Source organism: Thermoanaerobacterium calidifontis (assembly GCF_055381745.1).
Window position 1 is genome coordinate 1,636,609 of sequence record NZ_AP042436.1, and the last position, 21,644, is coordinate 1,658,252.

The 21,644-nt window shown below is 34.1% G+C and carries 28 protein-coding genes and 1 tRNA gene; 5 read left to right on the top strand and 24 right to left on the bottom strand.

The features are described from left to right. Nucleotides 1-30 precede the first annotated feature (30 nt). The 9 genes from yajC to ACZ42G_RS08620 all read right to left on the bottom strand — a co-directional run bounded on the left by yajC (nt 31) and on the right by ACZ42G_RS08620 (nt 7,046). Nucleotides 31-315, bottom strand: coding sequence for a preprotein translocase subunit YajC (gene yajC, locus ACZ42G_RS08580; protein ID WP_013788198.1), 285 nt, complete (start codon nt 313-315; stop codon nt 31-33). Between the two features lies 1 nt (nt 316). Then, nucleotides 317-1,441 (bottom strand): tRNA guanosine(34) transglycosylase Tgt, encoded by a 1,125-nt coding sequence (tgt, locus tag ACZ42G_RS08585; protein WP_274892864.1) that lies wholly within the window; start codon nt 1,439-1,441, stop codon nt 317-319. 13 nt (nt 1,442-1,454) lie between these two features. Further along, on the bottom strand, nt 1,455-2,480 hold the full coding sequence (queA, locus tag ACZ42G_RS08590; protein WP_274892865.1) for a tRNA preQ1(34) S-adenosylmethionine ribosyltransferase-isomerase QueA: 1,026 nt from the start codon (nt 2,478-2,480) through the stop codon (nt 1,455-1,457). 29 nt (nt 2,481-2,509) lie between these two features. After that, entirely contained in the window at nt 2,510-4,093 is a 1,584-nt protein-coding gene (locus tag ACZ42G_RS08595) for a SpoIID/LytB domain-containing protein (RefSeq protein WP_464850085.1), read from the bottom strand. Between the two features lie 19 nt (nt 4,094-4,112). Continuing rightward, complete coding sequence (locus tag ACZ42G_RS08600) at nt 4,113-4,325, bottom strand: DUF2905 domain-containing protein (protein WP_085112065.1); 213 nt, start codon at nt 4,323-4,325, stop codon at nt 4,113-4,115. Between the two features lie 9 nt (nt 4,326-4,334). Then, nucleotides 4,335-5,330, bottom strand: a complete 996-nt coding sequence (ruvB, locus tag ACZ42G_RS08605; protein ID WP_085112066.1) for a Holliday junction branch migration DNA helicase RuvB — start codon at nt 5,328-5,330, stop codon at nt 4,335-4,337. A gap of 9 nt (nt 5,331-5,339) precedes the next feature. Continuing rightward, nucleotides 5,340-5,900 (bottom strand): Holliday junction branch migration protein RuvA, encoded by a 561-nt coding sequence (gene ruvA, locus ACZ42G_RS08610; RefSeq protein WP_464850086.1) that lies wholly within the window; start codon nt 5,898-5,900, stop codon nt 5,340-5,342. After that, nucleotides 5,897-6,394, bottom strand: a complete 498-nt coding sequence (ruvC, locus tag ACZ42G_RS08615) for a crossover junction endodeoxyribonuclease RuvC (protein WP_464850087.1) — start codon at nt 6,392-6,394, stop codon at nt 5,897-5,899. The genes ruvA and ruvC overlap by 4 nt, the downstream gene beginning before the upstream one ends. 76 nt (nt 6,395-6,470) lie before the next feature. Then, a complete protein-coding gene (locus ACZ42G_RS08620; RefSeq protein ID WP_464850089.1) occupies nt 6,471-7,046 on the bottom strand; it encodes a hypothetical protein in 576 nt (191 codons plus the stop codon). 118 nt (nt 7,047-7,164) lie between these two features. On the opposite strand from ACZ42G_RS08620, the gene ACZ42G_RS08625 reads away from it, so the two are divergent. Next, entirely contained in the window at nt 7,165-7,611 is a 447-nt protein-coding gene (locus ACZ42G_RS08625; RefSeq protein WP_013788209.1) for a chemotaxis protein CheW, read from the top strand. Nucleotides 7,612-7,620: 9 nt separating this feature from the next. Here the strand turns inward: ACZ42G_RS08625 and ACZ42G_RS08630 are convergent, their stop codons facing one another. After that, complete coding sequence (locus ACZ42G_RS08630; protein WP_085112070.1) at nt 7,621-8,355, bottom strand: YebC/PmpR family DNA-binding transcriptional regulator; 735 nt, start codon at nt 8,353-8,355, stop codon at nt 7,621-7,623. A 188-nt stretch (nt 8,356-8,543) separates the two neighbouring features. On the opposite strand from ACZ42G_RS08630, the gene ACZ42G_RS08635 reads away from it, so the two are divergent. Together ACZ42G_RS08635 and ACZ42G_RS08640 are read left to right on the top strand one after the other, a co-directional pair. Then, nucleotides 8,544-8,903 (top strand): sulfite exporter TauE/SafE family protein, encoded by a 360-nt coding sequence (locus ACZ42G_RS08635; protein ID WP_085112071.1) that lies wholly within the window; start codon nt 8,544-8,546, stop codon nt 8,901-8,903. A 21-nt stretch (nt 8,904-8,924) separates the two neighbouring features. Then, a complete protein-coding gene (locus ACZ42G_RS08640; RefSeq protein WP_435620599.1) occupies nt 8,925-9,320 on the top strand; it encodes a sulfite exporter TauE/SafE family protein in 396 nt (131 codons plus the stop codon). Nucleotides 9,321-9,411: 91 nt separating this feature from the next. Here the strand turns inward: ACZ42G_RS08640 and ACZ42G_RS08645 are convergent, their stop codons facing one another. The 4 genes from ACZ42G_RS08645 to ACZ42G_RS08660 all read right to left on the bottom strand — a co-directional run bounded on the left by ACZ42G_RS08645 (nt 9,412) and on the right by ACZ42G_RS08660 (nt 11,271). After that, nucleotides 9,412-9,801 (bottom strand): CoA-binding protein, encoded by a 390-nt coding sequence (locus ACZ42G_RS08645; RefSeq protein WP_464850091.1) that lies wholly within the window; start codon nt 9,799-9,801, stop codon nt 9,412-9,414. Between the two features lie 18 nt (nt 9,802-9,819). Beyond that, a complete protein-coding gene (locus tag ACZ42G_RS08650) occupies nt 9,820-10,059 on the bottom strand; it encodes a hypothetical protein (protein WP_013788214.1) in 240 nt (79 codons plus the stop codon). Nucleotides 10,060-10,128: 69 nt separating this feature from the next. Further along, nucleotides 10,129-10,776 (bottom strand): YigZ family protein, encoded by a 648-nt coding sequence (locus tag ACZ42G_RS08655; protein ID WP_013788215.1) that lies wholly within the window; start codon nt 10,774-10,776, stop codon nt 10,129-10,131. Nucleotides 10,777-10,842: 66 nt separating this feature from the next. After that, a complete protein-coding gene (locus ACZ42G_RS08660; protein ID WP_085112075.1) occupies nt 10,843-11,271 on the bottom strand; it encodes an NUDIX hydrolase in 429 nt (142 codons plus the stop codon). Between the two features lie 238 nt (nt 11,272-11,509). Here ACZ42G_RS08660 and ACZ42G_RS08665 point away from each other — a divergent pair, with 238 nt between their 5' ends. Continuing rightward, nucleotides 11,510-11,995: a DUF3189 family protein gene (locus tag ACZ42G_RS08665; protein ID WP_085112076.1), complete on the top strand. Its 486-nt coding sequence runs from the start codon at nt 11,510-11,512 to the stop codon at nt 11,993-11,995. Here the strand turns inward: ACZ42G_RS08665 and hflX are convergent. Continuing rightward, nucleotides 11,982-13,220 (bottom strand): GTPase HflX, encoded by a 1,239-nt coding sequence (hflX, locus tag ACZ42G_RS08670; RefSeq protein WP_274892871.1) that lies wholly within the window; start codon nt 13,218-13,220, stop codon nt 11,982-11,984. The genes ACZ42G_RS08665 and hflX overlap by 14 nt on opposite strands. Before the next feature lie 122 nt (nt 13,221-13,342). On the opposite strand from hflX, the gene ACZ42G_RS08675 reads away from it, so the two are divergent. Next, nucleotides 13,343-13,429: transfer RNA gene (locus tag ACZ42G_RS08675), tRNA-Leu, on the top strand. A 143-nt stretch (nt 13,430-13,572) separates the two neighbouring features. Here ACZ42G_RS08675 and ACZ42G_RS08680 read toward each other — a convergent pair. The 9 genes from ACZ42G_RS08680 to ACZ42G_RS08720 form a co-directional block, all read right to left on the bottom strand. Then, complete coding sequence (locus tag ACZ42G_RS08680; RefSeq protein WP_464850094.1) at nt 13,573-14,076, bottom strand: hypothetical protein; 504 nt, start codon at nt 14,074-14,076, stop codon at nt 13,573-13,575. A gap of 174 nt (nt 14,077-14,250) precedes the next feature. Continuing rightward, nucleotides 14,251-14,979, bottom strand: a complete 729-nt coding sequence (locus ACZ42G_RS08685) for a phosphoadenylyl-sulfate reductase (RefSeq protein WP_206199007.1) — start codon at nt 14,977-14,979, stop codon at nt 14,251-14,253. A 15-nt stretch (nt 14,980-14,994) separates the two neighbouring features. After that, complete coding sequence (locus ACZ42G_RS08690; RefSeq protein WP_206199008.1) at nt 14,995-15,741, bottom strand: ABC transporter permease; 747 nt, start codon at nt 15,739-15,741, stop codon at nt 14,995-14,997. Then, nucleotides 15,710-16,558, bottom strand: a complete 849-nt coding sequence (locus ACZ42G_RS08695; RefSeq protein WP_464850095.1) for an ABC transporter ATP-binding protein — start codon at nt 16,556-16,558, stop codon at nt 15,710-15,712. Before ACZ42G_RS08695 ends, ACZ42G_RS08690 begins: the two co-directional genes overlap by 32 nt. 11 nt (nt 16,559-16,569) lie before the next feature. After that, nucleotides 16,570-17,580 carry an aliphatic sulfonate ABC transporter substrate-binding protein gene (locus tag ACZ42G_RS08700; RefSeq protein WP_085112083.1) on the bottom strand — a complete coding sequence of 337 codons (1,011 nt, stop codon included), beginning with the start codon at nt 17,578-17,580 and terminating at the stop codon, nt 16,570-16,572. Nucleotides 17,581-17,607: 27 nt separating this feature from the next. Further along, on the bottom strand, nt 17,608-19,293 hold the full coding sequence (locus tag ACZ42G_RS08705; RefSeq protein WP_464850097.1) for a sulfate adenylyltransferase subunit 1: 1,686 nt from the start codon (nt 19,291-19,293) through the stop codon (nt 17,608-17,610). 12 nt (nt 19,294-19,305) lie between these two features. Next, complete coding sequence (cysD, locus tag ACZ42G_RS08710) at nt 19,306-20,106, bottom strand: sulfate adenylyltransferase subunit CysD (RefSeq protein WP_464850098.1); 801 nt, start codon at nt 20,104-20,106, stop codon at nt 19,306-19,308. A gap of 64 nt (nt 20,107-20,170) precedes the next feature. Next, on the bottom strand, nt 20,171-21,397 hold the full coding sequence (locus tag ACZ42G_RS08715) for an O-acetylhomoserine aminocarboxypropyltransferase/cysteine synthase family protein (protein WP_464850099.1): 1,227 nt from the start codon (nt 21,395-21,397) through the stop codon (nt 20,171-20,173). Beyond that, entirely contained in the window at nt 21,387-21,644 is a 258-nt protein-coding gene (locus ACZ42G_RS08720) for a sulfurtransferase TusA family protein (RefSeq protein ID WP_085112087.1), read from the bottom strand. The genes ACZ42G_RS08715 and ACZ42G_RS08720 overlap by 11 nt, the downstream gene beginning before the upstream one ends.

The window sequence follows — 21,644 nt, forward strand, 5'->3', positions numbered from 1 at the left end:
AGCAAAAAAAATGCGGTTTCCCGCATCTTTTTATTTGTTTTCGCTTTGTGAACTTAATACTTTTCCTACAGACCATTTGGCTATCTTTAATTTGACTTTATCGGCGCCTACTTCAATCGTAATCGCATCGTCTTTTATGTTTAATATCTTGCCATAGATACCGCTTTTTGTAAGAATCTCGTCACCAGGTTTTAATGCATCAATCATAGCTTTCTCTTTCTTTTCCCTTCTCTGCTGTGGCAATATCAATAAAAAGTAAAAAATTGCCATAAAAATTACAATTTCGCCAATTAAATAAATCGTTTGAGCGTTCATTTTATTCCTCCTTGTACCCGTATTTTTTATAAAATTGTGATTTAAATTCAAGCAGCTTGTCTTGCTTAATTGCCTCTCTAATGCCTTCCATAAGTCTTGTCAAAAATCTTAAATTATGTATTGTTGCAAGCCTTGCTGCTAAAATTTCATTAGCTTTAAAAAGATGCCTTATGTATGCCCTTGAAAAGTTTTTACATGTATAGCAATCACATTCGGCATCTAATGGAATAAACTCTTCAGCATGTGGAGCATCTCTTACTATAAGCCTACCTGTGCTGGTTAGAACTGTTCCATTTCTCGCTATACGTGTAGGCAAAACACAATCAAACATATCGACTCCTCTTATTACCCCTTCTATCAAATCGTCTGGACTTCCAACCCCCATCAGATATCGAGGTTTGTCTTGAGGAAGAAAATCTGTCGTTAGATCTACTACATGATACATCAATTGTTTTTCTTCGCCAACGCTTAATCCACCTATAGAATATCCCGGAAAATCCATATCAACTAATCTATTAGCACATTCTTTTCTCAAGTCATCGTAAGTACCACCTTGCACAATCCCAAAAAGCGCTTGCTTGTCCGTATTTTGATGTGCCTCTTTCCCTCTTTTAGCCCATCTTAGTGTCAGCTCCATAGAATTTTTTACATAGCCATAATCAGCGGGATATGGCGCACACTCGTCAAAAGACATTATAATGTCTGCACCTAATGCATTTTCTATCTCTATCACTTTTTCTGGCGTCAAAAAATGCCTTGAACCGTCTATATGTGAACGAAATTCGACTCCTTCTTCCGTGATTTTCCTAAGTGGTCCTAAGCTAAACACTTGAAATCCACCGCTGTCAGTCAGTATAGCTCTATCCCAATTCATAAACTTATGCAATCCGCCAGCTTTTTTAATAAGCTCATGACCCGGCCTTAAATATAAATGATATGTATTGCTCAATATTATATTAGCCCCAATTTCTTTAAGTTCCTCAGGAGTCATGGCCTTCACAGTTGCTTGAGTGCCAACTGGCATAAAAACAGGCGTCTCAATATCCCCATGTGGAGTGTGAAGCACTCCCAGTCTTGCTTTTGTATTTTTTTCTCTTTTTAATAAGTCGTATTTTATAGCCGTCATCGTTTCCTCCTAATCAAATAATCAGCATAGCATCGCCAAAACTATAAAACCTATATTTATTTTCTATGGCAGTCTTGTAGGCATTCATGACATTCTCCTTTCCAGCAAATGCAGAGATCATCATGATAAGCGTTGATTCAGGCAAATGAAAATTTGTTATTATGCCATCTATTGCTTTATACTTATATCCAGGATAAATAAAAATGTCAGTCCACCCACTGCCAGCATGAATAATTCCATCATCGTCGGCAACAGTCTCTAAAGTTCGAGTAGATGTAGTGCCGACTGATATTATCCTGCCACCTGCCTTTCTGGCAGCATTAATCGCATCCGCTGCATCTTCATTTACAATATAAAATTCAGAGTGCATCTTATGGTTCTCAATTACTTCCTCTTTGACAGGTCTAAATGTGCCCAGTCCTACATGAAGCGTTATGAAAACCGTCTTAACTCCAAATTCTCTTATCTTATCTAAAAGCTCATTTGTAAAGTGAAGGCCAGCAGTAGGAGCTGCAGCAGAACCTTCATGTTTTGCATACACTGTCTGATACATGTTTTTATCTTTCAATTTTTTCTTTATGTATGGTGGTACAGGCATCTCGCCAAGTTTATCAAGCACTTCCTCAAAAACACCTTCATAGCTAAATCTCACAATTCTCCCGCCAGCATCTGTATCTGATAGTATTAAAGCTTTCAGTTCTCCATTGCCAAAAATAAACTTAGAACCTATTTTGGCTCTTCGCCCTGGTTTTACTAATATTTCCCATTCATCAATTCCAAGTCTTTTTAAAAGAACAAATTCTATTTTTCCCCCAGTGTCCTCTCTAACGCCGTATAATCTTGCCGGTATGACCTTTGTATCATTTAAAACAAGAACATCATTCGGTTTTAAATAGGTTAATATATTTTTAAAAATATCATGCTTTATTTCACCTGTAGCTTTATTTAAAACCATCAATCTTGATTCATCGCGATTTTGAAGAGGTTCTTGTGCAATAAGCTCTTCAGGTAAATCATAGTAAAATTCGTGCAAATTCATAATAATGCCTCCAAATTTCTGCGTAAATTTTATAAAGCCTTATTGTTTATTGTATCATAAACATCGATTCCTTTATAGTAGTATTTTAATATGTCTATATAATTATACCCATGATCTGCCATTCCACGAGCTCCATATTGGCTCAGCCCAACGCCATGTCCGTATCCACTGCCATTTATAGTAAATATAGTAGACAATCCATTTTGGCTGGTAATTTTAACCGTTTTGCTTTGTCCTAAAATGTACAAATCGTTGTTGCCAACAATCTTTTGCCCACTTGCAGACATGACTGTTAAGCCAGACAATGATTTACTTACAACGCCCTGTTGTGACTGAATATAAACAGTATTGCTATTTGAAGCACTGCCATTCCCACTTATTGTTATCATATTGCTTTTAAGTCCAAAAAAATTTCTTATATCATTTTTATTTAAAACATAATTACCTTTATCTCCATAAATCGTTACCTGTATAGCCCTACCAGTCCAACTCTTGCTGGTAACTTGAATATTTGTGATATTGCCTATATCAATGCCACTGTCTTTTAATTTCTGTGCAACAGAATCAGCGGTAATACTCACAGTCCAATTGTCAAGGGCTTCATTGTACCCGAAGACATACTTATCTTCAACGCCTCTTAAGTAGGGAACGCTATTTGTATAGACATTTTCACTATCTTCTGTATAACCGCCACTATGTGAATGGAATATGGCTTCTATAGGCTGACCATTGTATATTGCTATTACTCCTTTTGTATCATCAACAGCCTTATTTGTATTTGGATTTTCTCCATCGTACCCGTTGTATGCTTGGCAGCTTACATCATCCGTCAAATCAAATCCATATTTGCTGTATTTCCCAATATTGTACACCGCATAAGTTCTTGCCGCTACAGCCTGTGCTTTTAAAGCTTCTATATTCCATGAGGCAGGCATTTCTGCAGGAACAACGCCATACAAATACTCCTCCAGTGGCAAAACGTTTATCGCAGTCATGTCGCTATTTTGTTGCCTTATGAATTCAAAGTACCCTCTGTATCTTTTCCCATTAATAGATACTGGCCCATCACCAGATGTATCCATAAGGTAAAACTGATTACTTGCTGTATATAGAAATACAGATTTTCCATTTTGAACTATTAATATATGATTGTTTGGAGATACCAACTTAACATCCGAAAATTTAGATTTAAAGCTATTCATTGCTGAGTTTGCATCAGACTGGCTTGAATACGGTCCAATGTAAATATGATAATTGCCATCATATCCCACAACTGAATTTGAAACGTCAGAACTTAATTTTGTTTGTTGTCCGTCCGCCGTCGCTTGATCAGGAAAATTGCCTTCTTGCAAGTAAAAGTTGTCATCTTTTATTACCTGAACATTGTTATATGAAATATTGTATATTGCTTTTACATTGCCAGTACCATCGTCTACGCCTACTTTGAATCCGCTTGAAGAAACTATTGAATAAGACGGCAACGAATTAGAAGCATAAAAAAGCCCTATTTTTATCAAAGACGGCATATTTACACTGGCGTTTACATAGCTTACAGTACTCATCAAAACAAGTGTAAAAAGTAAGAAAAATGAAATAAACTTTTTAAACCTCACAATCATGACCCCTTTACGTTTATTTTCTAAAAAGCCATAGTATCAAAGTCAAAACAACGCTTAAAATTATTGACGACATCAATGGAAAGTAAAAAGTAAAATTGCCTTTCTTAAAAACAATATCACCAGGCAAATGTCCAATTCCGAACTTACCACCAAAAAATAATATTACACCAACTATTGTAAGCACTATGCCTATGCCCATCAATACTTTTCCAAATTCTTGAAACATATTGATCCCTCACTCAGGTAAGCTGTAATTGAGATACTCATAAGCCAATTTTGTCGCTATCCTACCCCTTGGAGTCCTGTTTAAAAATCCAATCTGCATCAAATATGGTTCATAAACATCTTCAATAGTATCGCTTTCTTCACCAATTGAAGCTGCAATAGTGTCAATGCCGACAGGCCCTCCAGAAAATTTCTCGATGATAGATTTTAACATTTTTCTATCTATATACTCAAGTCCCATATCATCTACCCCTAACATATCAAGGGCATCTTTTGCTATATGAAAATCAATAAAACCATTGCCCTTCACTTGAGCAAAATCTCTCACTCTCTTTAAAAGCCTATTGGCTATCCTTGGCGTTCCCCTGGAACGGCGACCCAGCTCATAAGCAGCCTCATCGTTGATACCTATATTCAATATGGCTGATGATCTTTTTATGATTTCACTTAATTCTTCAACAGAATAAAACTCCAACCTCATGATTACACCAAATCTGTCCCTTAGAGGAGAAGTCATCAATCCAGCCCTTGTCGTCGCTCCTATAAGAGTAAAATGTGGCAAATCGAGCCGCAGCGATCTTGCACTTGGTCCTTTTCCAATTATTATATCTAATTCAAAGTCTTCCATAGCTGGATATAAAATTTCTTCCACACTTCTATTAAGCCTGTGTATTTCATCAATAAAAAGAATATCATTTTCTTGTAAGTTGGTAAGTATCGCTGCTAAATCCCCTGCTCTTTCTATGGCTGGTCCCGAAGTTATTCTAATGCCAACACCCATCTCATTTGATATAATGTTGGCAAGTGTAGTTTTGCCAAGACCAGGCGGTCCAAAAAGCAGTACATGGTCTAATGGTTCACTTCTCATCTTAGCTGCCTCTATGTAAATTTTTAGCTCCTCTTTAATCTTCATCTGTCCTATGTATTCAGACAATCTTTTTGGCCGTAAAGAATACTCGGAGGCGTCTTCCGGCGTAAAATTCTGCGTTAAAATCCTCTCCTCCATTTTATCACCTTATTTCATAAGCTTTTTCAATGCCTCTTTTAAAGCAGACTCTAAATTTGAACAGTCCACTCCCTCTAATGCTTTTATAGACTCTTGTTTTGTATATCCAAGTGATAACAGCGCATCAACCACATCATTTGACAAATCATCAAGTTTTACATCATGAGCAAATGTTAACTTGTCTTTAAGCTCCAATATAATCCGCTGTGCAGTTTTTTTACCAATGCCTGGTGACTTTTCTATAGCCTTTGAATCGCTGTTTCTTATGGCATCATAAAAACTTTCAATGGAAATTGTCGACAATATTGAAACTGCTGCTTTAGGTCCAACGCCATTTACAGCTATCAATTTTTTAAAAATCTCCACTTCATTTGTCGTCAAAAATCCATAAAGTTGAAATCCATCCTCTTTAACATGCATGTATGTATAAAGCTTAATTATCTCACTTGTATTTGTCAACTGACTTAAAGTGCTCCTTGGCACTATTATTTTAAAACCTATGCCAAGCGTTTCAATAATAACGTAGTCAATGCCTTTTTCAACAATATGACCCTTTATGTAATCTATCATTTTAATGACCCCAATTTCGCATTCAAAATATTGCTGTTGCTGTGGCAAAGTGCAACTGCCAGCGCGTCGGCAACATCATCTGGTTTTGGTATTTCATCTAACCTTAAGATTGCCTTTACCATATTCTGAACTTGCTTTTTTTCAGCTCTCCCGTAACCTACTACAGATTGTTTTACTTGCAATGGAGTATATTCAAAAACTTGTATTCCACAATTCACTGCAGCTAAAATAGCCACGCCTCTTGCTTCACCTATAGTTATGACAGTCTTAGCATTCTTGTTAAAAAAAAGCTCTTCAATGGCCATCACATCAGGTTTGTACTTTTCAATCAGAGACTTTATACCATCGTACACATCTTTAAGCCTCAAACTTTTTTCGGCTCCAACTGGCGTTGTAATAGCCCCGTACTCCAAAACCTTAAATTTTCCGCCATTGTCATCAATTATTCCATAGCCCATAATTGCAATTCCAGGATCAATACCAATAATTCTCATCAAATTCCTCCTCGTATACTATTTTAACATCTACATCGTACATAGACAAGAAAAAACTCCCTAAAATATTGGGAGTTTAGCTGCTTAAATTTGCAAGTATTGAGTACGCTTCATCCGCATCTTTCACAACAATGTTGTTTAAAATCCTCTCTTTATCGTTTGGATTTAAATTATTTACCAAAATGTCCGTCTTTTCCACAAGGGTTTTTCCACCATTTCCATCTGATTTATATAATGACACATACCCATTCAAGCTGGAAATTATGTAATAACCTGGTGGAAAACCATCTTCTTCTTTGTAAAGTATCACTTCTTCACTGTCAAATTTTTTAATACTCCATCCATTATAAATTTTCGCAATTTCGTCTTTGCTTTTGCCGGCAATCGAAACACCTATTTTCTGTTCTTCCTTTATTATATCTCCATTTCCTTTATATAACGTTTCGAAAATCAATTTTCCATTTGGGCTGACACTGCTATTTGTAAGAATGCTATTGACTTTTGTATTGGTATATTGCGGCATTTTTGAAGAATGATTGTAATATCTTATATAATACAAGTATCCTGCTAAAAAAATTGCAACAAAAATCAATACAATAGGTATGATTTTCCTTATAAAATATTTCATACAATAATTACCTACCTTCACCATTACAATTTAACTTTTTTGTAATTATACCCAATAAAAAATTTTTTATACTAAAATTTTTTGAAGGATTTTGTAAAATTATATCGAATATTATCATTTGAAAGGAGTTGATTAATATAATATGCTAAATCAAATTGTTATATTCAAATTAAACGACGAGGAATTTTGCGTAGATATAATGGATGTATTAGAGATAATCCGTATGCAGTCAATAACAAAAGTACCTGATGTGCCAAGCTTTGTAGAAGGCATTATCAATCTAAGGGGCACAGTAATACCAATCATAGATCTTAAGAAAAGACTAAACATGAAACTTACAGAATACGACGATGACACAAGAATAATAATCATTAAGATCAATGAAAAATCTGTTGGATTTATCGTTGACTCTGTGACAGAAGTATTGCACGTAGAGCCTGAATCTATAAAAGAAGCACCAGATATCATAGCAGGAATAGGAAAAGAATACATAGAATCAGTAGTAAGCTATGACGAACGCCTGATTATAAACTTAAATTTAGAAAAAATACTGACAGAAAAAGAAAAAAAGGAGATAGAAGAAATGTAATCATTTCTTCTACTCCTCATCATCTGGCATATCGACGTTATGATATACTTCTTGCACATCATCATTTTCTTCCAACTTTTCTATGAATTTTTCAAATTTTTCATAATCGCTATCAGAAAGTTTTACCCTGTTTTGCGGAATCATCGTTATTTCAGCGGAAGACACGACATATCCAGCCTTATTTATTGCATCTTTAACAGCTTGAAAGTTAGAAGGATCCGTCAAAATCTCATATTCATCGCCATCAGATGAAAAATCGTCAGCTCCTGCATCTATTGCAACCATTGCCAATTCATCTTCATCGATATTATCACTCTTTTCCACCGTTATAATGCCTTTTTTGTCAAACATCCAAGCGACGCATCCAGTTGAACCTAAGCTTCCACCGCTTCTATCAAATATATGCCTTATATCTCCAGCAGTCCTATTCTTGTTATCTGTCAAAGCCTCTACTATTATTGCAGAACCTGCAGGTCCATATCCTTCATAAACGACTTCCTCCAGATTACCACCGCTTAACTCTCCAGTGCCTTTCTTTATAGCCCTCTGTATGTTCTCGTTTGGAAGATTATTAGCTTTCGCTTTTTCTATAGCATCCCTTAATTTGCTGTTAGTCTCAGGATCACCGCCTTCTTTCGCCGCCATTATTATGTCTTTTGTAAGTTTTGTAAATATTTTCCCTTTCTGCGCATCCATCTTTTCTTTTTTGTGCTTTATATTAGCCCATTTTGAATGTCCAGACATAAAAATAAACCTCCTTTACTTTGTGCCAAAATTATTTTATCAAAAAAAGCCTCATAAGTAAATTTAAAATCGCATCAAAAAATCAGTCATATCATTAAGACTAACACATAAAAATTTTAAACCTATACATATCTTATGTCAATTATGCAAGAATAATATAATAAAAAGTTTAAGGTGATATTGATGAAATGAAAAGATATGTAAAATTAATACTCATTGGCTTTATGACTGGAGTTTTAAATGGACTATTTGGAGCTGGCGGTGGAACTATCATCGTACCTTTTATGGTTTTTTTGCTTGGAATCGAAGACCATAAAGCACATGCGACAGCGATATCAATAATTCTTCCACTGACGATTTTTAGCTCTATCATATACATTAAAAGCGGCATATTCAACTTGCCGATAACTTTAAATGTTACACTGGGCAGTGTAGTAGGCGGTCTTTTAGGTGCATCTATCTTAAATAAAGTACCTATAAAGTATTTGCGAAAAATATTTGGAATAATAATGATTGCTGCGTCTATAAGGATTTTATTGACTAAATAAATTCGAAAGGGATACAATGCAATGAAATTATTTATAATAGGTTTTTTATCTGGTATCATTGGAGGTATGGGTATTGGCGGTGGAACAATTTTAATCCCAAGTTTGACGATTTTTGCAAATATTGAGCAACACATGGCTCAAAGTGTAAATTTGTTATCATTCATTCCGACAGCCACCATCGCACTCCTATATCATTTAAAGCAAAAAAATGTAGTTTTAAATATTATTTTAAATATAATATTAAGCGGTTTAGTGGGAAGTCTTATCGGCTCATATATATCAATTTACATCAATTCATACATGTTAAAAAGGCTATTTGCGGTATTCCTATTTATCATGGGAATTTACGAAATAATATCAAAGCAAAAGATAGGTGAAAAACAAAATGAAAAAGCGCAAAATAAAAAAATCAAGTAAAAAATTTAAAATAAATAGATCTAAACTGGAAGTATGCGAAAACTATTATGTTACAAATGACATCAATTGGGATGGCAGAGGCGAAACTTGATTATTTTCGCCTATCTGTCTCCATCATTACACACGTATTGTAAACAACATTAATTCCTAAATTGTTAGCTTTTTCAATCAGTTCATCGCTTTCAGCTCCCGGCTGAAACCAAATAATATCCACACCGAGTTTTGCCGCTTCTTCAACAAAAGCATCACCTATTTTAGGTGATACAACCATATCAACAACCTCAGGAACAACTGGCAGCTTTGATAATGATTCGTAGCACTTATCACCATCAACACTTTCATAATTAGGGTTAACAGGATAAACAGTATAACCTTCCAACTTTAAATTTTTGTATATCTTGTACCCAAACTTATTTTTTCTATCTGTAGCACCTACAACAGCCCATACCTTTCTCTTTAGAGCTTCTTCAACATAATCCATTTTATCACACCTTTCAAATTATCTTATCATTAGATACTTATTTGTCCTCTCTTGGCATTTTCCGTTTATATATGACATTTCATCAATAGGTTTAACAAGTAAAACAGATGTATGGGAATGTTTTCTTTTGGCTCTCGGCATTCTATTGCCGCTTTCAAAAGCGTCTATTATATTTTTAGCTTTAAAGTACCTTGTAACAGTTATTTCTTTTGAATTGCCTAAATGACCACATGAAATCAAGACTTTGTAATAATTCATTTAATGCACCCCCAGAATATGTGGCAATTCAAATTGATTTTATTAAATTCTATACAAGGTACAAAATGATTATTCTAAATATTTATCACCCGTTTTATAGAGATATAAATCATTTCCTTCTTTAATGATAGATTTTGCGTTTGTCAAATTTATAATATGCTTTATAAAGTCATCTCTTTCGTCATATTTAACGTACACAGTCAATATAACCTTGTCAGTGTATTCGATATTTTTAATTATATAATTATTTTTCAACAACTCGTTTTGTACTGTGCCAAATATAGTGTAATCTACAGTTATGTACAAACTTTTAAACAGGATCTTTTCAACGATAGTTGCAGCCTCAAGCCCTAACTTTGCGCTCTTGACATAAGCCCTTATTAAGCCACCAGCACCAAGCAGTATACCTCCAAAATACCTTGTCACAACAACAGCTACATTTTTTAATCCTTCATTCTTTATAACATTTAAAACAGGTACGCCGGCTGTGCCAGAAGGCTCCCCATCATCGCTATATCTCTGTACCTCATCCCTTTCTCCTAAAATATAAGCATACACATTGTGAGTAGCATCCCTATGAGCACTTTTTATACTATTTACAAACTCGATTGCTTCATCTTCGTTTTGTACAGGTTTTGCGTGTCCTATAAACCGCGATCGCTTTATTTCTACTTCTTTACATCCATATTTATATATCGTTTTATAAGTATAGAGCAAACTACCACCTCGTAATAAATTATACCAAACTTTTGCATAAAAATAAAAGCCATAAGGCTTTTATTTTTATGCAATAACCTTGTTTAAAGATTTGTACTTGTAATAAGAAACGTTTACTAAAGCCCTGTCCTGACTATAAGTTATAAGTTCCAAAGCCTTCTCAATTGGGTAAAAGCCGCCGTCTGAAAAGCCATCTTCACTGCTAATATTGAATTCTCGATCATCTGTAGACATTAAATACCATGTGATTTTATTGTAGACAGGACGTTGACGTGTAACAGAATAGAATTCGTAACTAGTTTCACCAGCAGTAGACAGGACATTCAAAGATTTTAAGCCGGTTTCAGCCCGTACTCTCCTTAATGCTGCATCAACAGACAGTTCATTGTTTCTAATTGCGCCTTTAGGCAATACCCACTCATTTTTTTCATTCTTTAGGAGAAATACCTCATCTCCCCTAAATACAACTCCACCAGAGCATTCTCTTATTAACATATATAAGCCCCCTAAGCTTTTTATATTTATTGTGATTTAATCACAATATTTGCTTATTATATAATATTCTTTATAAACTCTTAAATTCCTTCTAAAATTTTATTTTTAATTTTATTTTATTATTTCCACAATAAAAGAAAATTATGTATAAATTTATCTTCGTTTCTAAAAATGGTTAAAAGTCTTAGAATAATTAATATAGATTCAATCAAAAATATATTTGAAAGGAGCGATTTGAATGCATATTATATACCACTGTTACGGAGGAACTCATACATCGGTTATAGCTTCTTACATCCATATTGGGATGCTGCCAACAGATAAAATTCCTTCAAAATCAGAAATTGAAGGAATTCCTATGTTTGACAGATTAAATGGTCAAAATGATACAGGTCATATAGTCTTAATAGGTACAGATGAATATGGCAACAACGTATATTCTTTAGGCGTAAAAAACGGAAAAAAACTCGTGGAGCCAGCTTTAAAAGATCTATATTATCATTTATTCAATACAAATGATGGTTTGCTTATTATTGATACATCATCTGCTACAAACTGGATAATGAAAATAGGTGGTTTCACGTCCATAGCTTTGAAAATGCCTGTAATAGGAAGACCTCTTGTATCATATGGAGTGACAAAAGCATACAAAAACATAGTTCAGATTGTAAAAAATGTAAAAGCACAAGAAAGTGCTGAATATAACGCTATCAAGAGACAATAAAATCTTTCAACACATTTCTCTCCATCGCACTTACTTGTGCTTTTATCTTGATTCCTTTTTCATCATACTCCTCTTTTAAAATTTTAGAGTTTTTCTTCAAAAACAAGTATTCATTACTATTTGCGTAAGAGAAATAGAAATCTAAAATAAACAAATCACTGTATGCAAATCTGTCAACCGCCTTTAACAATTCATCAATCCCAATTCTTTCTTTAGCAGAAATATATACACTATCACCTTTGTTTTCAGGCACCTTGTCCAAAAGATCGGATTTGTTGTAAACATTTATCTTAGGCTTATTAATGACATCAAGAGCTTTAAGAACACCCTCAACTACACCGATTTTATGCATTACATCTTTCGCAGATATATCTATAACATGAAGTAAGACATCTGCATATTTTAGCTCCTCCAATGTAGACTTAAAAGCTTCCACTAAATCATGTGGCAACTTTCTTATAAATCCAACTGTATCAATCAAAACAATTTCTCGCCCAGATGGCAAAACAAGTTTCCTTGCTGTTGGATCAAGCGTAGCAAAAAGCTTATCTTCAGCATAGACAGAAGCATTTGTAAGTACATTCATCAATGTAGATTTGCCAGCATTTGTGTATCCTATTATGGCTACAACAGGAACTTCATTTTTTCTCCTTCTCCCTCTTAAAAGCTCTCTGTGTCTTCTTAAATCATCTATTTTTGCTTCGATCGCTCTTATTCGCTCCTTAATATGTCGCCTATCTGTCTCAAGTTTTGTCTCACCGGGACCTCTTGTCCCTATACCACCACCTAACCTCGATAAATCATTTCCGATTCCTTGAAGTCTCGGCAATCTGTACTTCAACTGAGCAAGTTCAACTTGAAGTATGCCCTCTGCCGACTTTGCTCTTTTCGCAAAAATGTCTAGAATAAGACCTGTCCTATCGATTACTTTCTTATTCACAACATCTTCGATATTTTTAATCTGGATACCCGTAAGCTCATCATTAACAATTATCATGCTAACATCATTATTTTCAATGAATTCTTTTAATTCCATAAGCTTGCCTTTACCTATATAACTTGTCCTATCTATGTTCGTTCTTGATTGTGTCATTACACCTACAACTTCTGCACCGGCTGTCTCTGCCAGCTCTTTTAATTCGTCCATGCTTTCATTATCATCATCATTTATAATTACTCCCACTAATACTGCCTTTTCCTTGCTATCATTCATTTCATTGCCCATAAAATTCACTCCACACATGTATTCGATACATATATATTATCCCGTCTTAACAAAATAATCAACATTTTTAAATTAGGTATTGAAATTTTAGTTTTTATATGATAATATATCTAATGTGACGTGCCGAAGTGGTGAAACTGGCAGACGCGCTGGACTCAAAATCCAGTGGTAGCGATACCGTGTGGGTTCGAGTCCCACCTTCGGCACCAAAGATAAGCCAATAATTTTATTTTATTAAGATAAAAAAAGTCTTTATATAATAACAAAGAAATTTAAAGGTTGCTGTTTTATGCATCATAAAAGAGCAGGATGTAGGGATCCTGCTCTTTTAATTTTGTTACATTATTATTCATTAGTTTTTTCTAACAAGTTGAAGATTAGCTGTACCATTATACTTAGTATCAAGTACATATATATCAAGGATGTATTTTTCTTTCGATATATCCTTTTTAATTACTTTGGGTTCAGTAGTAGTGCTGGAAATCTCAAGGTAATATGAAAGATAATTTAAATCAGGATTATATCCATAAACAACAACAAGAGTTTCATATTGCTGAAATTGATAAACCCATACCAAATCTCTTTGCTTTATTGATGCTACTGATCCTCCAAAGTATTTTCCACCTCTAAACAAATCTAAATAAATATTTTCTCCATCTTGTCCGAGAAAACCTGAAAAATGCTTGTTTGTCTTTTGCACTTTGATACTATAATTGGGTTTATTTGAGTATTTATCTCTTAAGAATTCTTCAGAATTTACTGTTTTTGCAAAAAAATATTTGCCTACAATTATTGATAACACGATAGCTACTACTAATAAACCAATTAGTCTAATAAAATTTTTATTCTTTTTCAAAGCATCACCTCCCTTACCACTTGCATTTATATTATACATATTTTCTATAAAAGTATAGAAATTCCTTCTAAAATTTTTATCAAACGTATAGAATTTTTGCATATAACATCAAAAAAACTCGTTCAAGTTTATGCATCTAAAATGCATAGCTTAAACGAGTTTTTTGATTTTCATTTATTCAGCAATTTTATTTTGAATGTGAAGTCCACATTCTTTTTTATCTGGATCTTCCCACCACCATCTTCCGCTTCTAACGTCTTCTCCAGGCTTTACAGCCCTTGTACAAGGCTGACATCCAATACTTCTGAAGCCTTTATCATAAAGGCTGTTGTAAGGGATATTTTCTTTTTTTATATATTCCCAAACCATATCTTCAGTCCAAAATGCAATGGGATTTATCTTATATATAGAATGAACGTAGTCCCACTCAAATATATTTATATTCTCACGAGTTACAGATTGTTCTCTTCTTAAGCCACATATCCATCCATCAACCGTAGCAAGAACTCTTTTTAGCGGTTTTACTTTTCTAATTTCACAGCATTTTTTCCTAAGATCAACGCTTTGGTAAAAAAGATTCGGACCATATTTTCTAATTAGTGGCTCTAAGTCCTGGCTTTCAGGAGTATACACTTCGTAATTAAAATGATATCTCCTCATTGTTCGTTCCATCAGATCATATGTTGATTGAAAGTGTCTTCCAGTATCGATAAAAAATATCCTTGCCTTACTATCAATCTTCAATAGTATATCTGTTAAAAGCTGATCTTCTATTGAAAGACTTGAAGCTAATACAACACGTGATGCACCAATTTTATCATAAATATACTTTATAATCTCAAAAGGACTTTTATCTTTATATTCATTGTTTAATAATTCAAGATCTAATTTATCTATGCTCATTATATCTCACCTCTTTTATAAAGCTTTGCGTACATTTAGGCCCCATCTATATCTTATTGAGCCTTCTATTCTTCCAAATACGAATTTGTCTATGACTAAACCCAAACTTAAAATTACAAGCATTACAGCAACAACTTGGCTTATGTCAGATAACTCTCTTCCAACCATAAGAATCTGTCCAAGTCCTGTTGTAGCTACCAACATTTCGCCAGAAATCAAGCTTCTCCAAGCAAATGACCAAGCTTCTTTAAGCCCTGATACTATATTTGGAAGCGCAGCAGGAACAATCACATTTGAATATAATTTATATCCTTTAGCCCCCATTGTCTTCGCCGCTTTTAAATAAATCGGATGTATATTTTTAATGCCTGAATCTACAGCAAGGCTAATGGAAAATATAGATCCAACAGCTATGACAAAAATAATTGAACTTTCATTGAGGCCAAACCAAAGAATTGCAAAAGGCAGCCATGCAATGCTAGGTAAAGTTTGAAGGCCGAGAATTAATGAACGGAAATTATCATCTATATATTTAAAGCGAACCATCAGCAATCCTATTATAGAACCAATTACAACCGATATGAAATACCCAATGATAAGTCTTTTCAGGCTGGCTAAAATTGCAATTAACAGTGTATTATCCTTTAATAAGCCTGTTATGGATGTAAAAACTGAAATTGGAGAAGGAAACATGTAAGGCTTCCAAACATTTAAAATATCTACGCCTATTTTATAGACCAATTCCCATATTGCTATCAACATTAGATAGAAACAAATCCTTTTCAACACTCCAGCCGCCGTCATATTCAGATTTTGCAACTTTCTCTACCTCCTCCCTTAACTCATCCATTATTTCCCTTACATAGTAATTTACGTCCGGACTTTCTGGTTTTCTTGGCCTAGAAAGTTCTATCTTAAATTCTTTTTTAACTCTTCCTGGATTTGTAGACATTACGACAACGCGATCCGCTAATACCACCGCTTCTTCTATATTATGTGTAACAAAGACAATTGTCTTTTTTGTGTCCATCCAAATCCGCTGTAATTCCAACTGTAAAATATCCCTAGTTTGACTGTCAAGGGCTGAAAATGGTTCATCCATTAAGAGCACCTGAGAATCAATGGCTAATGCTCTTGCAAGTGCAACACGTTGCATCATACCACCAGACAATTGATGAATATATGAGTCTTTAAATTTTGTAAGATGAACCATTTTCAAATATTTCATAGCTCTTCTTTTTCTTTCCTCTTTTTTTATGCCCGCCATCTTCATCCCAAATTCTACATTATCTATCACTGTGAGCCAAGGAAAAAGGGCAGGTTCTTGAAACATAACTGCTCTATCAATGCCTGCATCCTTTACTACACTACCATTTAAAATAATTCTACCGCATGACGCACTTTCGAGGCCGGCAATTATATTAAGTAGTGTAGACTTACCGCAGCCAGAAGGACCTATGATGCATATAAATTCTCCTTTATTTATTAAAAGATTCACATTCTTAAGCACTATATTTGTTTTTAAATCTAGCATAAAACTCTTCGATATATTCTCTATGACAAGGCTCAAATTAAACACCTCTTAAATATCTATTTGATATTCCCTAAAATTTTATTTAGCAAACTAGTATCTATCATTTTATTGACATTTACATCATTTTTAAGAAAACCTGCTTCTTTTGATAGATTAATGTAATCATTAATTGAACTTTTTTCTGGATCAACTGTTACTTTCAATCTATTGAAAGACGTATTAAGTATATCATTGGGCAATGGCTTCTTTGTCAATTCATAGATTTCTTTATTGATACTTGTATAGGCTTCACTCTTGTTCTTATTTATATAATCTGTCAGTTGAACATGTGCCTTTAAGAACTCTTCAACAATATCTGGATGTTCTTTTAAAAATTGTGTTCTGACCACAACTACTGTAGTTGAATAATCACCACCTCTTAAAATTTTATCGTAATCAAGCACTACATTTGCATTTATCTCTTTTATGAGTATAGATCCCCATGGTTCAGGCACCAGCGCTGCATCTATATCTCCTTTCCCCATTAATGTCTCAATATCAGGGTTCTCTGCCTGCCTTATTTCGACAGTACCTCCTTTAGTTGTATCCTTTAATCCATATTCATTAAGAAGATGACGAAGAGTTAGATCTTGTGTATTTCCAAACTGTGGAACAGCTACTTTTTTGCCGCTTAATCCTTTTACATCATCGATTTTCAGATCTTTTCTTGATACCAGCACTTCACCGCCATTTGCAGCACCAGCAATTATCTTAATAGCACCATTTGATTTTGCAAAACCGTTTATCGCTGGTCCCGGACCTATATATCCTATATCAATTTCATCAGCTAACAACGCTTCTATTTCAGATGGCCCTGCATTAAATATTTTCCAATCAATCTTTGTCTCTCCAAGTGCCTTTTGAAACGCTCCATTTTCTTTACCAAGCAATCCTTGGGCATGTGTTATATTTGGAAACAATCCTATCCTAACTGTTGATACCTCACCATTTCTCGATTTATCTGAACAACCAGCGCTGGAAATAACAATTGCCGCAATAATAAACAAAGCAAAAAACTTCAATCTCATGTTTTACCCTCCTCTCCTATATGGCATCTAAACTGCTTTATATACAATCCGCTTATTAGCTATAGGGTCATACCACTTGTTTGCAAAATCAACTAAATCGTATTTTGACTCCTTAAAATCATTTTTAAAATTGATAAAATCATCTTGATTTTTTACCTTTACCAAAAATCCATCACTGCTATATACAGGATAACCTTCATACTTATACTCATTTAAATTGATTAAATCAATCAACTTACTATTCCTTATTAAGGCAGATAGCTCAATATTTAAGTCAATGACATCAAAATTATCAGGGTAATAATATGTGTCTCCATTTACAGGCAAATCATCACCTATTTTATAGGGTTTTCTTTCAACAGCTACTTTTTTTATCTCGTTAGATGGTATTAAATAATAGTATTCATCAAAGCAGGTTATCGGAAGTTCCACATTTCCTTTTACAAATTTATTTGCTACACCTAAAATTTCTAAGCCATTTATAATTCCTCCACCGCTTATATCATAGCCATCTACAATAACAAATCTGCCTGTTACATGATTATTTCTAAATTCATCAAAGCATATTTTATCTTTGGTCTTTATCACAACTTCAGCGGCTTCATTAGTATTTACTTCTTTTGCGTTGTCATTGGAAAAAAGCGTAGAAGCATCTATTACTCTATTAATTGCGGCTATTTCACATTCTGTTTCTTGTGTAACTAATTTAAGTTTATATCTTTTATTCATTGTCAGCCTTTTTTCGCCCATCCAGAATATATTCGCCTTAAACGTATCTCCTACCAGTGGAGCCTCATCGTCCTTGCGGGTTATAAATTCTCCCCTTTTATAGAAAAACTCATCAAAAAGCGTAATTCCGACTGACATTCCCGCTTCAACTTTTGCCGTTTTGTCTTTTTCTTGCCAGTATTCGATAGATTTTATTTTAGACGTTCTTTTGCTTGGATATATTACTATTTCATCTCCTACATTAAGTACGCCAGATTCTATCCTACCGGCAATAATCCTTCTATTGTCGAATTTATAAACATCTTGTATAGGTAACCTCAGTGGTTTATCGATTATCTCTTTATCCTTTTCAAAAATATCTAAAGCATCTAAGACTGTATCACCTTTATACCACGGCATTTTTTCTGACCTTAAAGCTATATTCTCACCATAAAAAGCGGATACGGGTATATATTTTTGTGGAAAGACATTAATGCTTTTTAGAAAAACATCCATATCGCTTTTTACATCTAAAAATTTTTCTTCCGAATAATCTATTAAGTCCATTTTATTAACCAAAACATAAACCTTTTTTATGCCCAGCAATGATAGGATGTACCCATGCCTTTTTGACTGTTCTCTCACACCTTCATTAGCGTCTATAACAAGTAACGCAGCTTCTGCGTTAGCTGCACCAGATATCATATTTTTTAAAAATTCTACATGTCCCGGTGCATCTATTATTACGTAATCTCTCTTTTTTGTATGAAATTGAATTTGCGTCGTGTCGATGGTTATGCCTTGTTTCTGTTCCTCTTCAAAAGCATCTAATAAATACGCATATTCAAATGGCTTACCAGTTTCTTTTGATATTCTTTTTACTTTTTCAATGGCCCCCTCCGGCAATGACTTTGTGTCGTACAAAAGCCTTCCAATAACTGTGGACTTTCCGTGATCAACGTGGCCTACAACTACTATTCTAAAAATTTCTTTACTTTCAACCATTTTTCTCCTCCTTTACATATAGCCGTCTTTCCTCAGTTTTTGCATTGCATATGCATCTTCTTTGTCCTGTGCTCTTCCAGCCCGTTCATTTATATTTGTGTGCTTTAGTTCCTCAATAATTTCATCAACTGTTGCAGCATTTGAATCTACTTGTCCTGTACATTGTGCACATCCAAGACTTCTGTACCTTTTACCATTCTTTGCAAAATACAAATCCACCACCGGTATGTTTTCCCTCTTTATATATTGCCAAATATCTAATTCAGTCCAGTTTAATATAGGATGTACCCTGATATGATTACCTTTTGGAAAATCCGTCTTAAACTGATCCCAAAGCTCTGGATGCTGGTTTGTGTAATTCCACTCAGACTCTTTATTTCGTTCACTGAAAATCCTTTCTTTTGATCTCGAACCTTCTTCATCCCTTCTCACACCTACAATCAATCCTTCAAATTTATACTTATCTATCACATGCTGCAATGCATCTGTTTTTAGTGCCTTACAGCAAACTAATCTGCCTTTCTCTGGCCCCATGCCATTATTTATAGCATCCCAGTTTGTATAGACGATAAGGTCGAGATTATACTCCTTTGCAATCTTATCTCTAAATCTTATCATTTCAGGTATTTTATACGTCGTATCTATATGAATAAAAGGAAACGGGCAATGTCCAAAAAAAGCCTTTTTAGCAAGCCACAACATCACTGTAGAATCTTTCCCAATAGACCATAACATACCAAGTTTTCCAAAGCTTTTATAAGCTTCTCTTAATATGTATATACTTTGAGATTCCAACATATCTAATCGATCCATATTAACACCTCACAAAAATAATTAATAGTAAACACATCTAAATACTCGTAATTCTAATAAAAAATTATAGCCTTTCAATGGACTGCATAAAATCTTCCTTTAAATCTTCTACATCTTCCAGACCAACGCAGATTCTTATTAAATCGTCATATACTCCCATGAACTTTTTTTCCTCATCACTGCTTTCAGCAAAAATCGTAGATGATGGATGAATTATAAGCGTACGTGTATCACCTATATTCGTGATATTTGTTGCATACTTTAAAGAGTTAATCATTTTATAGGCTCTTTCTTTAGAACCTACACGAATTGTCAGTATGGCACCAAATTTATCACCAAACTGTCTTTTTGCAATATCGTGAAATGGGCTTTCTTTAAGCCCTGGATAGTTAACTGATAGTACTTTATCAAATTTTTTTAAAAAAGCAGCTAATTCATAAGCATTATGGCATATCCTTTCCATCCTTATTCCAAGCGTCTCTAAACCCAAATTATTAAGATACGCATTAAATGGAGACATACATGCGCCAATATTTCTAAAGAGGCCCTTTCTAAGCTTTGCTAAATATGCAAATTGCCCATATTTTTCAAACCTTTTAAGCATCGAAAACTTATCAAAATCCCAATTAAATTTACCAGAATCGACTATAATTCCACCAATAGAGTTTCCGTGTCCATTTATAAATTTTGATGTTGAATGTATAACGATGTCTGCCCCAATTTCTATCGGTCGAATTAAATATGGAGTAGTCACAGTATTATCCACAATTAAAGGAATTTTATTTTCGTGTGCCAGAACAGAAAGACTTTTTATATCAGGAACATCTAATTTAGGATTTCCAATCGTTTCAATATAAATCAATTTTGTATTATCAGTTATAGATTCTTTAAAAGCGTCTATCGAATTATCTTTTGCAAATTTTACAGTAATGCCAAAGTTTCCAAAATCTTTAAACAGTTCATACGTCCCACCAAATATTCCTGAACTAGATAGTATTTCATCACCAACCTTTAATATATTTAAAATAGCCAAAGTTATAGCAGCCATTCCTGATGAGCATGCAACTGCCCCTATTCCACTTTCCAGTGATGCAATCCTTCTTTCAAAAGCTTCAATAGTTGGGTTATTTATTCTCGTATATGTAAAGCCATATTGGCTGCCTTTAAATATATTCTCCATCTCTTCCGCTGAATGGCTAAATGATGTAGATTGATATATAGGCATCAATGAGGCTCCAGTCTTTTCATCAGGTTCATAATTCAGATGTAATAGCTTTGTATTAAACCTCATCCAAAGGGCCTCCCTTTTTAACAAATATCGTATAAGTTCCATCTCTATTATTTATAACATTTAATATCTTATGTCCTTCATCTTTAAAGCTGGATGGTACATTCTTAATCGGCTCTCCTTCATTCATTCTTACTTCAAGGATTTGCCCGTCTTCTAATTCTTCTATAGCCACCTTAGCTTTGACAAAAGTAATAGGGCATACTACATCAGTTATATCTATAAAACTGTCAGCTTTTATATCTTTCAT